Origin of the sequence: Flavobacterium sp. KACC 22761, assembly GCF_034058155.1 — a bacterium.
Lineage (GTDB): Bacteria > Bacteroidota > Bacteroidia > Flavobacteriales > Flavobacteriaceae > Flavobacterium.
This window is the reverse complement of record NZ_CP139148.1, coordinates 460420-472997: the sequence shown is the minus strand read 5'-3', so window position 1 is coordinate 472997 and position 12578 is coordinate 460420. Positions and strand designations below refer to the sequence as shown.

11 protein-coding genes and 1 rRNA gene are annotated in these 12578 nt (G+C 33.0%); 7 read left to right on the top strand and 5 right to left on the bottom strand.

Annotation, left to right across the window (positions count from 1 at the left end):
• The first annotated feature begins 151 nt into the window (after window positions 1–151).
• Window positions 152–261: ribosomal RNA gene (gene rrf / locus SCB73_RS02075) — 5S ribosomal RNA — on the top strand.
• 425 nt (window positions 262–686) lie between these two features.
• A complete protein-coding gene (gene pafA, locus SCB73_RS02070; protein ID WP_320568520.1) occupies window positions 687–2327 on the top strand; it encodes an alkaline phosphatase PafA in 1641 nt (546 codons plus the stop codon).
• A gap of 69 nt (window positions 2328–2396) precedes the next feature.
• On the opposite strand, the gene SCB73_RS02065 is transcribed toward pafA, so the two are convergent.
• The 3 genes from SCB73_RS02065 to ald form a co-directional block, all read right to left on the bottom strand.
• The gene (locus tag SCB73_RS02065; protein ID WP_320570067.1) at window positions 2397–3233 is read right to left on the bottom strand and encodes an IS3 family transposase; all 837 of its coding nucleotides are present in this window, start codon (window positions 3231–3233) and stop codon (window positions 2397–2399) included.
• Window positions 3230–3748, bottom strand: coding sequence for a helix-turn-helix domain-containing protein (locus tag SCB73_RS02060; protein WP_320568008.1), 519 nt, complete (start codon window positions 3746–3748; stop codon window positions 3230–3232). Before SCB73_RS02060 ends, SCB73_RS02065 begins: the two co-directional genes overlap by 4 nt.
• A gap of 134 nt (window positions 3749–3882) precedes the next feature.
• The gene (ald, locus tag SCB73_RS02055) at window positions 3883–5001 is read right to left on the bottom strand and encodes an alanine dehydrogenase (RefSeq protein ID WP_320568519.1); all 1119 of its coding nucleotides are present in this window, start codon (window positions 4999–5001) and stop codon (window positions 3883–3885) included.
• A 163-nt stretch (window positions 5002–5164) separates the two neighbouring features.
• Between ald and SCB73_RS02050 the strand changes: the two genes are divergently transcribed.
• A complete protein-coding gene (locus tag SCB73_RS02050; RefSeq protein WP_320568518.1) occupies window positions 5165–5662 on the top strand; it encodes an Lrp/AsnC family transcriptional regulator in 498 nt (165 codons plus the stop codon).
• Window positions 5663–5730: 68 nt separating this feature from the next.
• Here the strand turns inward: SCB73_RS02050 and SCB73_RS02045 are convergent, their stop codons facing one another.
• Together SCB73_RS02045 and SCB73_RS02040 are read right to left on the bottom strand one after the other, a co-directional pair.
• On the bottom strand, window positions 5731–7179 hold the full coding sequence (locus SCB73_RS02045) for a glyceraldehyde-3-phosphate dehydrogenase (RefSeq protein WP_320568517.1): 1449 nt from the start codon (window positions 7177–7179) through the stop codon (window positions 5731–5733).
• Between the two features lie 195 nt (window positions 7180–7374).
• Window positions 7375–8775, bottom strand: a complete 1401-nt coding sequence (locus SCB73_RS02040; protein ID WP_320568516.1) for a trypsin-like peptidase domain-containing protein — start codon at window positions 8773–8775, stop codon at window positions 7375–7377.
• Between the two features lie 170 nt (window positions 8776–8945).
• On the opposite strand from SCB73_RS02040, the gene dapF reads away from it, so the two are divergent.
• The 4 genes from dapF to SCB73_RS02020 all read left to right on the top strand — a co-directional run bounded on the left by dapF (window position 8946) and on the right by SCB73_RS02020 (window position 12557).
• A complete protein-coding gene (gene dapF, locus SCB73_RS02035) occupies window positions 8946–9728 on the top strand; it encodes a diaminopimelate epimerase (protein WP_320568515.1) in 783 nt (260 codons plus the stop codon).
• A 71-nt stretch (window positions 9729–9799) separates the two neighbouring features.
• Window positions 9800–10333, top strand: a complete 534-nt coding sequence (locus SCB73_RS02030) for a GNAT family N-acetyltransferase (RefSeq protein ID WP_320568514.1) — start codon at window positions 9800–9802, stop codon at window positions 10331–10333.
• A gap of 10 nt (window positions 10334–10343) precedes the next feature.
• A complete protein-coding gene (mltG, locus tag SCB73_RS02025; RefSeq protein WP_320568513.1) occupies window positions 10344–11384 on the top strand; it encodes an endolytic transglycosylase MltG in 1041 nt (346 codons plus the stop codon).
• A gap of 531 nt (window positions 11385–11915) precedes the next feature.
• Window positions 11916–12557, top strand: a complete 642-nt coding sequence (locus tag SCB73_RS02020) for a peptidoglycan-binding protein LysM (protein WP_320568512.1) — start codon at window positions 11916–11918, stop codon at window positions 12555–12557.
• The last annotated feature ends 21 nt before the right edge of the window (window positions 12558–12578 follow it).

The following is a 12578-nucleotide window of genomic DNA, read 5'->3' as shown; positions in this document are numbered from 1 at the left end:
CGGGAGGAAACTTTCTATAACAGAGCTTGTCTGTTTCTTTATCTCAGTATGTTAAAATATTTGCCCGTCGCGGGCAGTGAATAGTAAAGAGCAAGTAGTGATTAGCTTAAAAACTAATTACTAATCGCTAAGGACTAGTCACTAAAAACCTTAAGGTGGTTATTGCGGCGGGGCTCACCTCTTCCCATCCCGAACAGAGAAGTTAAGCCCGCCTGCGCAGATGGTACTGCATCATTGTGGGAGAGTATGTCGTCGCCTTTCTTTTGAGAATCCTTCCCGATTTGTCGGGAAGGATTTTTTGTTTTTAGCCAGTTTTTGAAAACCTAAACGCTGGTTCTGTTGCATCTCATCGTCTGAAATCGTTGGTCATTTTCTGGATTTAAGCGCTTTTTGGTTCTTCTGAAAACCGGAATCCTCTTGTTTGTCTCAAAACGCGTTAGGGATCGAAGCGGCATCCTTTTGTTTTTTTCTTCAAAAAACAAAAGATACAGCGAATCCCGAAGCTTCGGGACGGCCCGGAGGGAAACGCTATAAGTATTTTTATTCTTAATTTAAATCGAACTTATAAGGTCTTGCAAGTTTGGTAATTCTGTTAAATTAAAGTCAATTTTGGGTTTTAAATTGGTCTTAGCTAGCCTTTTTGAATGTGAATCCCTATTTTTGTTTTAAATAATATAATTTGAAGTATGAAAAAAACTATTGTATTGTTGGCATTGTTTGTAATTGCAAATTTAAATGCTCAACAGCGCCCTAAGTTGGTTGTAGGTATTGTTGTAGATCAGATGAAAATGGAATATTTATATCGTTTTTCGGATGATTTTACGCAGAATGGCTTTAAGAGATTAATGAATGAAGGATTTACTTTCCAAAATATGCATTATAATTATATGCCAACTTATACTGCACCAGGTCATGCTTCGATTTATACTGGTACTACACCAGCAACACATGGAATTGTTGGTAACGAATGGTTTAGCAGAACTTTAGGTAAAGAGACATATTGTACAGATGATGCCAGTGTAAAAACTGTTGGAGATGGAACTGTGGAAGAAGGTGCAATGTCTCCTAAAAATCTTCAAAGTACTACAATTACTGACGAAGTGAGAATGGCTACTAATTTTGCAGGTAAGGTAATTGGAATAAGTCTAAAAGATCGTGGTGCGATTTTACCAGCGGGCCATTTTGCAAATTGGGCATTTTGGTACAGTAAAACAGGTTCTTTTATTTCGAGTACTTTTTATGGTGAAAAATTGCCAGATTGGGTAACTCAATTTAATAATGAAAAGCATTATTTGCCGTATATCAATAAAGGATGGGATTTATACAAACCAGCTTCAACTTACAATGAAAGTTTGCCAGATAATAATCCTTATGAAGGCAAATTATACGGAAGTGCAGCACCGGTTTTTCCTTATGATTTAAAAACAATGTATGAGAAAAATGATGCTGGTGTTTTAAGGTCAACTCCTTTTGGAAATGATTTATTAGCTGAGTTTGCTAAAAAAGCAATCGAAAATGAAGAACTTGGAAAAGATAATGTTACAGACTTCTTGACTGTAAGTTTTTCTTCAACAGATTATGTTGGACATTTACTTGGCCCTCGTTCAATGGAACTTCAAGATACATACTTAAGATTAGATCAGACTATTGCTGATTTCTTAGCTTATTTGGATAAAACTGTTGGTAAGGGGAATTATCTTTTGTTTTTAACTGCAGATCATGCTGGTGCTGAAAATGTGATTTATTTGAAAGATCGTAAATATAATGTAGATAATTATCCGTCTAGAGATGTTCGTAAAAGTCTTCAAGATTTTTCAGTAAAAACTTTCGGAGTTGATTTATTATTGAACTATTCTAATTTTAATATTTTCTTCAATAAACAAATTATTAAGGACAAAGGTTTAGAGTTGACTAAAGTAAAACAAGCTTTTAAAGATTTTTTGATTGCTCAACCACAAGTTAAAAGAGTTTATACTGAAGAAGAAATTCTTGCAAATAGTGGAAATGATTATTATTTAAACTTTGTAGCAAAAGGTTACGATGTAACTCAGGATGGTGATATGGTCGTTATAAATAAACCCGGTGATATTGAGTATTCGCCTACGGGAACTTCTCATGGAACGCCTTATAGTTATGATACTCACGTGCCAGCTATCTTTTTCGGATGGCATATTAAAAAAGGAGAATCGTACGATAAAAAAGCGATTACGGAAATTGCTCCAACAGTAGCACAAAAAATCAAAGTTACTTTCCCTAATGGAACTGAAGCAAAAGTGTTGCAGGAAGTTTTAGATGAGAAAAAAGAAGTTTTGAATACAAAGAAATAATTCAGAATAAGTTTTAGTTAAAAGCCAGTCAATCGTAGACTGCACCCAAAATTTTAGACAAATTTATAATTAAGTTTGATAATGATGAGCTCGATATTTTATCGGGCTCATTTTGTTTAAATTTGATTTAATTCTTTGGTTATTATAATAGATTATATATCTATTGATTTCTTTTTTTAATTGTTCTATTGATTTGAATTTTTGGGTATAAAACATTTCGGATTTTAATATTCCAAAGAAGTTTTCAATAATTGCATTATCCAAGCAGTTTCCTTTTCTTGACATGCTTTGTTTGATTCCTTTTTGTTCTAATAGATGTTGGTAATGTTTCATTTGGTATTGCCAGCCTTGGTCAGAATGAAGTATCAAATTTGTATTGTTTGGTATTTTCCTAAAGGCTTTTTTCAGCATCATAACTACTTGATTGAACACTGGCCTCTCTGTGAGTTCATAGCTGATTATTTCCCCGTTAAACAAGTCGATTATCGGTGACAAATACAACTTGTTTCCAGCTACATTGAACTCTGTTATATCAGTTGCCCATTTTTGATTTGGGGCCTGTGCTTTAAAATTTCTCTCTAGTATATTTGGGGCTATTTTGCCATTTTCACCTCTATAAGATTTATACTTTTTTACTCTAATAATACTCTTCAGCCCCAATAGATTCATTAACCTGAGAACTGTTTTATGATTGATAATCAATCCCCTGTTTTGCAGTTCATCGGTTATCCTTCTATAGCCATAACGCCCTTTATGCTTTTGATAAATGACTTTAATCAGCTCTTTGGCTTCTTTGTATTTATCAGGTGACTTGCTTTGTTTTTGATGATAATAAAAACTGCTGCGTGCCATATTTGCTAGGTTGAGAAGTAATTCCAAACCAAATTTATGCCTTAATTCGTTTATGGCTTTGGATTTTTCCTGGCTTGAATTAAGGCTTGAAGCTTTTTTAGCAATTCATTCTCACAACGAAGTCTTTCGTTCTCTTTTAGCAGTTCTTGCTCTCTTGTCAAGGGCCTGTCTGATTTGCGGTTTTTGCCTTTATTATCACTCATCGATATGGGTCTGCCTCTTTGTTTTGCTTTTAATCCTGTCAGTCCAAAGTTAGCAAAATCTTTTTTCCATTTTAAAATCATGGAAACATTGGGAATATTGAATCTTATGCCAGCCTGCATCAGGGAAAGAGATTCCTTTTCTATGCGTTTGAGTACTTTCAGCTTAAATTCGGCTGAATAGCTTTGGTTGATTCGTGGCAATAAACCAATTTCACCATATGTCTTATAAAAACTGACCCACTTACGAATATTCCATCTTGCAGTCTGCTTCAATTTTGAAACATATCCAGCTGAATATTTTTTCTTTAAAACCAATTCTACACATTCTAATCTAAATGCATAGTCATACTTTGCTTTTCTTTCCATAAAAAATGCCCCGAATAGTGTCTAACTTTTTGGGGCATGTTCATCGACTGGCTTTTATTTTGCAAAAAAAAAAGCTTTTCAATTAAGAAAAGCCTTTTAGTAGTGTTTAGTAAGCACTTATTTTAATGTCAGCACTATGCGTTTGCCAACACTAATTCTTCGTTGTAAGGAAGATTCCAAGCTTCAGCAACTCCTTTGTAAAGGATTTTTCCATTCGCTACGTTTAATCCTTTTCTTAATTCTTCGTTTTCTGCACATGCTTTTTCCCATCCTTTATTTGCTAATTGTACAGCATATGGTAAAGTTGCATTAGTTAAAGCTAAAGTAGAAGTGTAAGGAACAGCTCCTGGCATATTAGCTACACAATAGTGAACAATATCATCAATAATAAAAGTTGGATTTTCGTGTGTTGTTGGAGTACAAGTTTCGATGCAACCACCTTGATCAACGGCAACATCAACTACAACTGCTCCTGGACGCATTAATTTAAGCATGTCACGAGTAATCAAATGAGGCGCTTTTGCTCCCGGAATCAAAACAGCACCAACAACTAAATCAGCATCTTTAATTGCTTTAGTAATGTTGTAGTGATTTGACATTTCAGTATTTACGTTTGCTGGCATAATATCGTCTAATTGACGTAAACGTGGCAAGCTTAAATCCATAATAGTAACTTGTGCACCTAAACCTGCAGCCATTTTAGCAGCTTGAGTTCCAACAATACCTCCACCTAAAACTAATACTTTAGCTGGTGGAACACCTGGAACACCACCTAAAAGAATTCCTCTTCCCTTTAATGGTTTTTCAAGATATTTTGCTCCTTGTTGAATTGCCATACGACCTGCAACTTCAGACATTGGAACTAATAATGGTAAACTACGATCTGTTTTTTCAACTGTTTCATAAGCTAAACAAACTGCACCTTTTTCAAGCATTGCATGCGTTAATTCCTCTGATGAAGCAAAGTGGAAATAAGTAAATAATAATTGATCTTTTTTGATCAATGGATATTCAGATGCAATTGGCTCTTTTACTTTGATGATCATTTCTGCAATTGCATAAACTTCTTCAATAGTTCCTAAAACTACTGCACCAGCATTTGCATACTCTTCATCACTAAATCCACTTCCTAAACCTGCAGTTGATTGTACATAAACAACATGTCCGTGTTTTTTCATTTCAGAAACACCAGCTGGAGTTAATGCTACACGATTTTCATTGTTTTTAATTTCTTTTGGAACACCTATTATCATAATTGTTATATTTTTTTGTTTTTCTAGAATTTGTTTTACAAAGTTACTAGTAGAGAATATATTATTGATAATTACCTTATAAATAAGAAAATATTATTTTATTTACTATTTTTACAGAAATATTTTCTTTTTAAAGGCTTTTTGATTTCCTTAAAAAGAAAAAATGACTAAAATTAAAGTAATTAATGAAAACGTTTTCGCTATGGTTTTAGATGAAATTGACAAGAAAATCTTACGTCTTTTGCAGGAGAATGCGCATTACACGCTGAAAGACATTGCTAACAAAATAAATTTGTCTCTAACACCTGTTCATGACCGAGTTAAACGTCTTGAAAAAGAGGGAGTTATAGAGAAGTATGTTTCGATTTTAAATAAGAAAAAATTAGGAAACAATCTTACGGTTTATTGCCAAGTTACATTGACAAAACAAACTTACGATACTTCCGAGGGTTTTAATCAGGCTATTTTAGAAATGCCTGAGGTTGTAGAGTGCAATTATGTTTCTGGAAATTTTGATTATATGCTAAAGATTATCATTCCGGATATGGAAAGCTATCATCATTTTCATCAAAAGAAATTATCTGTTTTGCCTGAAGTTTCTCTGATCAATACTGTTTTTGTAATTTCTGAAGTAAAAAGCACAACGGTTCTTCCTATTTAAAATGAAACAAAAAAACCACCAAGAATGAACTTGATGGCTTTTTAGAATAGTTGGTTTTGGTTTTTATATTAATAGTATGTAAAACGTCTCACTTTTGCGATGTATTTTGCAAGACGAATTACCTGATGGCTGTAGCCATATTCATTATCGTACCAGATGTAGAGCACGATGTTTTTGCCATCTTTTGAAACAATGGTAGCATTACTGTCATAAATTGAAGGCGCCGACGTACCAACAATATCTGATGATACTAACTCATTGTTTAAAGAATATTTTATTTGCTCTACAAGTTCTCCTTCTAGAGCATATTTTTTCATGATTTTATTTACTCCAGCAATTGAAGTAGCTTTTTTAACTTCTAAATTCAGCACGACCAACGACCCATTTGGAACTGGAACACGTATGGCGTTTGAAGTTAATTTTCCTTCTAATGATGGCAATGCTTTTGCAACAGCACTTCCTGCACCGGTTTCAGTAATTACCATATTTAAAGCTGCAGCTCTTCCGCGACGGTATTTTCGATGCATGTTGTCAACCAAATTTTGGTCATTTGTATAGGCATGAATCGTTTCTAAATGTCCTTTTACAACTCCCAAAGTATCTTCAACAGCTTTCAACACTGGCGTGATGGCATTAGTTGTGCAAGATGCTGCTGAAAAAATATCAATTTCGTCTGGATTAAAATCATTGTGATTTACGCCATGAACAATATTTGGAACTCCTTTTCCAGGAGCCGTTAATAAAACTTTACTGGTTCCCTTTGAAGTTAAATGTCTTTTTAGTGCTTCTTCTGTCGTGAAAACGCCAGTATTGTCAATTACTAAGGCATCATTGATTCCATATTGCGTATAATCAATTTCTTCAGGAGAATTTGCAGTGATGATATGAACGGTAGTTCCGTTGATGATTAAAGCATTATTTTTTGGATCTGCAGTTACAGATCCTTGGAAATCTCCGTGAATTGAATCGTAACGCAAAAGAGAAGCTCGTTTCTCTAAACTAGATAAATCATTTTTGTCACGTGTTACGATCGCTCTTAAGCGCAATTGATTTCCTTTTCCGGTTTTAGACATCAGTTCTCTCGCCAATAAGCGTCCAATTCTTCCAAAACCATATAAAACAACATCTTTTGGCTGAACCTCTTTAGAAGATTTAGCTTTTTTCAATTTATCCATCACAAAATATCTTGCGTCTGGATATTTTTCATCTTCTAAACGATATTCGTAAGTTAATTTTCCTAAATCTATTTTTGCAGGTGGCAAATCTAATGATAAAACAACTTTTGCGATTTCAACTGAATCAAAAATGGTTATTGGTTTTCCAACAAATTCACCAGCATATTGATGCAGATTGATTATATCGCTGACATTTTTGTCCAATAATTGATTTTTAAATAAAACCATTTCAATGGATTTGTCATACCATAAATCACTTATAACTTTGATTAATTCGACACCAGCTCTTCTTCGGTCGACTTGTAATGATACCTCTTTTTGGTACAAGGATTTTTTGCTCATAATTGACTAAATTGAAAAAATAAAATGCTCACTATTTTAAAATTTGGCGCAAAAGTACCCATTTCAATCGATTTCGTAAACTATTTTAGCATTTATTTTTGAAAATAAAAATGCCATCTTAATTTTTTAAGATGGCATTTTTTAGTTTTCGGTCGCAGTCGCGGTTTTCAGTTTTTTGATTCTGTAAACTGCGACTTAAATAATAATTCTGAAGATCTCTCCGTTTCTGTTGATCATTTCAATTCGAACACTTTGGCCTTCGTCTTTTTTGCTTAAAAGTTTTGAAACTGTCTCAACATTTGTTGCTTTAACATTATCAATACTTAAAATGATGTTTCCTAATAATTCATTTTGATATTGCATTAAATTTTCATTGGTGATGTTTTTGATTTTTACACCATAATCAATTCTGAATTTTTTCTTATCGGTTGCGTCAATGTTTTCTAATTCTATTCCTTTAACTTCGGCGCTATAAAATTCATTTTTGCTAAGCGTTACAGGCACTGTTTTGGTTTTTCCGTCTTTGATGTAAGTTACTTTTACAACATCATTTGGACGTTTTGTATTGATATAGCCTGATAAATCAGCATATGTAGCAATATTTTGATCATCAAGTTTTACGATAATATCACCTTTTGTTAAACCAGCTTTTTCCGCTCCGGAATTTTTAGAAACACGATTAATATAGAATCCTTGCGTTTCGGTTACTCCTAATTCTTTTGAAGCCGATGCATTTAATTCGCCTCCTTCAACTCCAAGAATACCTCTTTGAACATTTCCGTATTCCATTATATCTTCAATGATTTTTCTGGCAATGTTTGAGGGAACTGCGAAAGAATAGCCAACATAAGAACCTGTCATTGAAGAAATCATAGTGTTAATTCCAATCAATTCACCTCTCGCATTTACTAACGCTCCGCCGCTATTACCAGGGTTTACAGCCGCATCAGTTTGAATGAAAGATTGGATGCCGCTTTGGTCTAAATTTCTGGCTTTCGCCGAAACAATTCCTGCAGTTACAGTTGAAGTTAAGTTATAAGGGTTTCCAACTGCCAAGACCCATTCTCCGACTTTTACATTGTCAGAATTTGCAAAAGCGGTATAAGGAAGTTTTTCATCGGCATTTATTTTCAAAAGGGCAATATCCATTTTTGAATCTGTGCCGATTAATTTCGCTTTGTATGATTTTTTATTATTTAATGTAATTTCAATTTCTGTAGCATCTTTAATAACGTGATTGTTTGTTACAATATATCCGTCTTCAGAAATAATTACACCAGAACCAGTTCCTACTTGTTCTTGTTGCTGTTGTCCTCCGTAACCGTAGAAAAACTCAAGCATTGGATTGTTGACAGTTCTTCTAGAAACATTTTTTACGTGAACAACGGTATGAATAGTTTTGTCTGCGGCTTCGGTAAAATCTAATGTTTCAGCTCCTAAACCAACATTTTTTCCATAAGAATTAGGGGCAAGAGTTACAACAGAATTTCCTTTACCAAAAAAAGAATTGTTGCTTTCAAATAATAACTTGTAAGCACCAAGAGTAATAGCACCACTCAATAATGACACTAAAAATAAGGCTGAAAATCTTTTCATATTAGAATTTGTAATTAAGTTATTAGAATTAAAGTTTCATGTTTATTAACGTAAAATTACTTCAAAAAATTATTTGGAAAAATGGTTTAACGCTCTTTAACAATGATTAACATTTCATTAATTAATCTTCGCAGTTTCTTCGTACTTTTGTATTTCTTAACCACTAAAAAATGCAAATAGAATTTTATAAATATCAAGGTACAGGGAATGATTTTGTGATGATTGACAATCGTTCTAATTTTTTTCCAAAAGAAGACATTCAATTAATCGAGCGCTTGTGCGACAGAAGATTCGGTATTGGAGCAGACGGACTTATTTTATTAGAAAATGATTCTGAAACTGATTTCAGAATGGTTTATTACAACTCAGACGGAAATGAAAGTTCAATGTGTGGCAATGGCGGTCGTTGCTTAGTGGCATTTGCAAACCAGCTTGGAGTTATAAATAATAAAACAACTTTTATTGCTACTGACGGTTTACACCATGCATCAGTAAATAATGATTCGATTGTTTCATTACAGATGATTGATGTTGATGAAATTCAGAGACATGATTCTCATACTTTTTTAAATACAGGTTCTCCTCATCATGTTCAGATTGTTGAAAATTTGGAGCAATATAATGTGAAAGAAAATGGAGCAGCAATTCGTTATGGCGCATTATATAGAGAAAAAGGAAGCAACATTAATTTCGTTAAAAAAATTGATGACGATACTTTTTCACTTCGTACTTATGAAAGAGGCGTTGAAGATGAAACCTTGGCATGTGGAACTGGCGCAACAGCAGTTGCAATCGCGATGAATGCAATTGGGCAAACGGATAAAACTTCAATTAATTTAAATGTTGAAGGTGGAAAATTGGTCGTTTCATTTGATAAATTAGGAGAACATTTTTCAAATGTTTTCTTGACTGGACCTGCAAAATTTGTTTTTAAAGGAACGATAGAAATTTAATAAAGAAATTCCAATTTTTAAATACCAAATTCCAACTAGACATTCTCAAATCAAAAATCTAAAATTGTCAAATGATTACACTCAAAGGCGAAAATATTTACTTGCGTGCATTAGAACCAAACGATTTGGAGTTTGTGCACGAAATGGAAAATGATCAAAGCATTTGGGAAGTTAGCAATACAAACACACCTTATAGCCGTTATTTGATTAGGCAATATCTCGAAAATGCCCAACAAGATATTTATGAGGCAAAGCAATTGCGCTTGGCAATTTGTCAAGACGAAGATTTTCCCGCAATTGGCTTGATTGATTTGTTTGAATTTGATCCAAAGAATAACAGAGCCGGAATTGGGATTGTGATTCAGAAAAAAGAAAACAGAGGACAAAATATTGGTTCTGAGGCATTAGCGCTTTTAATCAAATACGCTTTTTTCAATTTAAATCTGCATCAGCTTTATGCAAATATTAGTACAAATAATGAAGCTAGTATGGCACTTTTTACTAAATTTGGTTTTGAGAAAATAGGAATTAAAAAAGATTGGATTTTGCTGAATAACCACTATCACGATGAAGCAATTTTTCAATTAATTAACAAACAAATTTAAATTTTAAACTTTGAGCTTAAAAAAAATAATCACCATAACTGCCGTAGCAATAATTTCAGTACTATTGATTTACGGATTCATTCTGATCAGCCGAATTTTTAGTTCCAATACTAAATTTGAAGAAAAAGAACTTTACGTATATGTTCCAACTGGAGCAAACTACACCGACGTTAAAAAAATATTAGAACCTTATATCAAGAATTTCGACAATTTTGAATTGGTTGCTAGCAAAAGAAGCTATCCAGAAAATGTGAAATCAGGACGTTTTTTACTGAAAAATGGTATGAACAACATTGACTTGGTGCGCGCAATGCGTTCAAATGTTCCGGTAAAGCTTGCATTTAACAATCAAGAACGTTTAGAGAATTTTGCAGGTAGAGTAGGCTCAGAAATCGAAGCAGACAGCTTATCTTTATTAAAAGCGATAAAAGATTCAACTTTTATGGCCCAAAACGGATTCAATGAAGACAATGTTTTTGCAATGTTTATTCCGAATACCTACGAAATTTATTGGAATACTTCAGCAGAGAAATTCCGCGATAAAATGATCAAGGAATACAATAAATTCTGGACTGCTGAAAGAATTGAAAAAGCAAAAAAACAAGGTTTGACTCCAGTGCAAGCAACAATTCTAGCTTCTATTGTTCATAAAGAATCAGTTAAAAAAGACGAAAGACCTCGTATTGCAGGAGTTTATTTAAACCGCTTGCGTTTAGATATGCCACTTCAGGCGGATCCAACTGTAATTTATGCTTTGAAATTAAGAGACAATAATTTTGACCAAGTTATTAAAAGGGTTTTTTATAACGACTTGGTTATGAGATCTCCATACAATACTTATGTAAATACAGGACTACCTCCAGGACCAATTGCCATGCCTGATATCACAGCTCTTGATGCAGTTTTAAATCCTGAGAAAAACGATTATATTTATTTTTGTGCAAGTGTTGACCGTTTTGGTTATCATGAATTTGCTTCTACTTTAGCGCAGCATAATATAAATGCTAAAAAATATTCTGACTGGATCGCAAGTCAAGGTGTAACGAGATAAAAAATCATTATCTAAAAATATGAGTTAAAAACCGATGCAAAATGCATCGGTTTTTTTATGATTTTTAGAAAAAAACATAAAATAAGAAAGTATAAAAAACTAGTATTTTTCTTATACAAAAACGCTTTGTTTTGACGGTTTTTTAATCATTCGAAGCAATTTCTAAGTTCAAAAAATCCAAAAAGCATCATTTTTGTGGTTTTTATCTTGTTAATTTTGTCTTAATTTTTAAAATAAAGATTGAATTTACGCTATTAAATTACTAAATATTATAAGTTTTATCTTTCAAAATTAACTAATTTGATAAAAATTTGATAAAAATGATGTTTTTTGGATTTTTATTTTGATGCTAATTCCCAGCTTTTTGATTTTTGGTAAATCTCTCGAAAAGGGCATAACCAGAGGGGTTTCGAAAGATTTTAAAATCTGTAAAAACACGTAAAGTATTGATTTACAGAGTTGTTTTGTATTCGTTATCTTTGCATCGTAGAAATTTCAAAAAGGTGACAGCGTTTTGAAGAAAAACATTTTATGATAAAGAAGTGGTATTTTTATGCGAGTTTAGTCGTTATTATTACATTTTTAAGTTTGGGTTTCAGGCCCTTCAAACTAGAAACCGAACCTTGGTTTTTAACAGAAAAAACAGATGGAACTGAATACATGTTTCCATCGCAAGAAAAGGATGATTATCCTAATTTAAACTTCCCATACACAGGAAATCATTTTATAGGTTTTAAAGAAGCAGTCGCTTTCAAAGAATCTCAAGGAAAATACCGATTGGTTAATTCACTTGGCTACATGGGAAAATATCAATTTGGTTCTGAAGCTTTAAGAGCAATTGGTATTAAAAACAACAAAGCCTTTTTAAAAAATCCTGCCTTACAAGAAAAAGCTTTTATTGCGTTATTGTCCAAAAACAAATGGATTTTGCGTTATGAAATCGAAAAGTATGAAGGCAAAGTGATTAACGGAATTGAAATTACTGAATCTGGAATTTTAGCAGCCGCACATCTTGGTGGTGCTGGTTCAGTAAAAAACTTTTTTAAGAATAAAGGAAATAGGCATTTTAGAGATGCTTACGGAACTTCTTTAAAAAGCTATATGAAAGACTTTGGAGGTTATGATCTCTCTTATATTGTGGCAGACAGTAATGCGACAATACATAAGATCTAAGAAACGAGCATAAAAAATCCC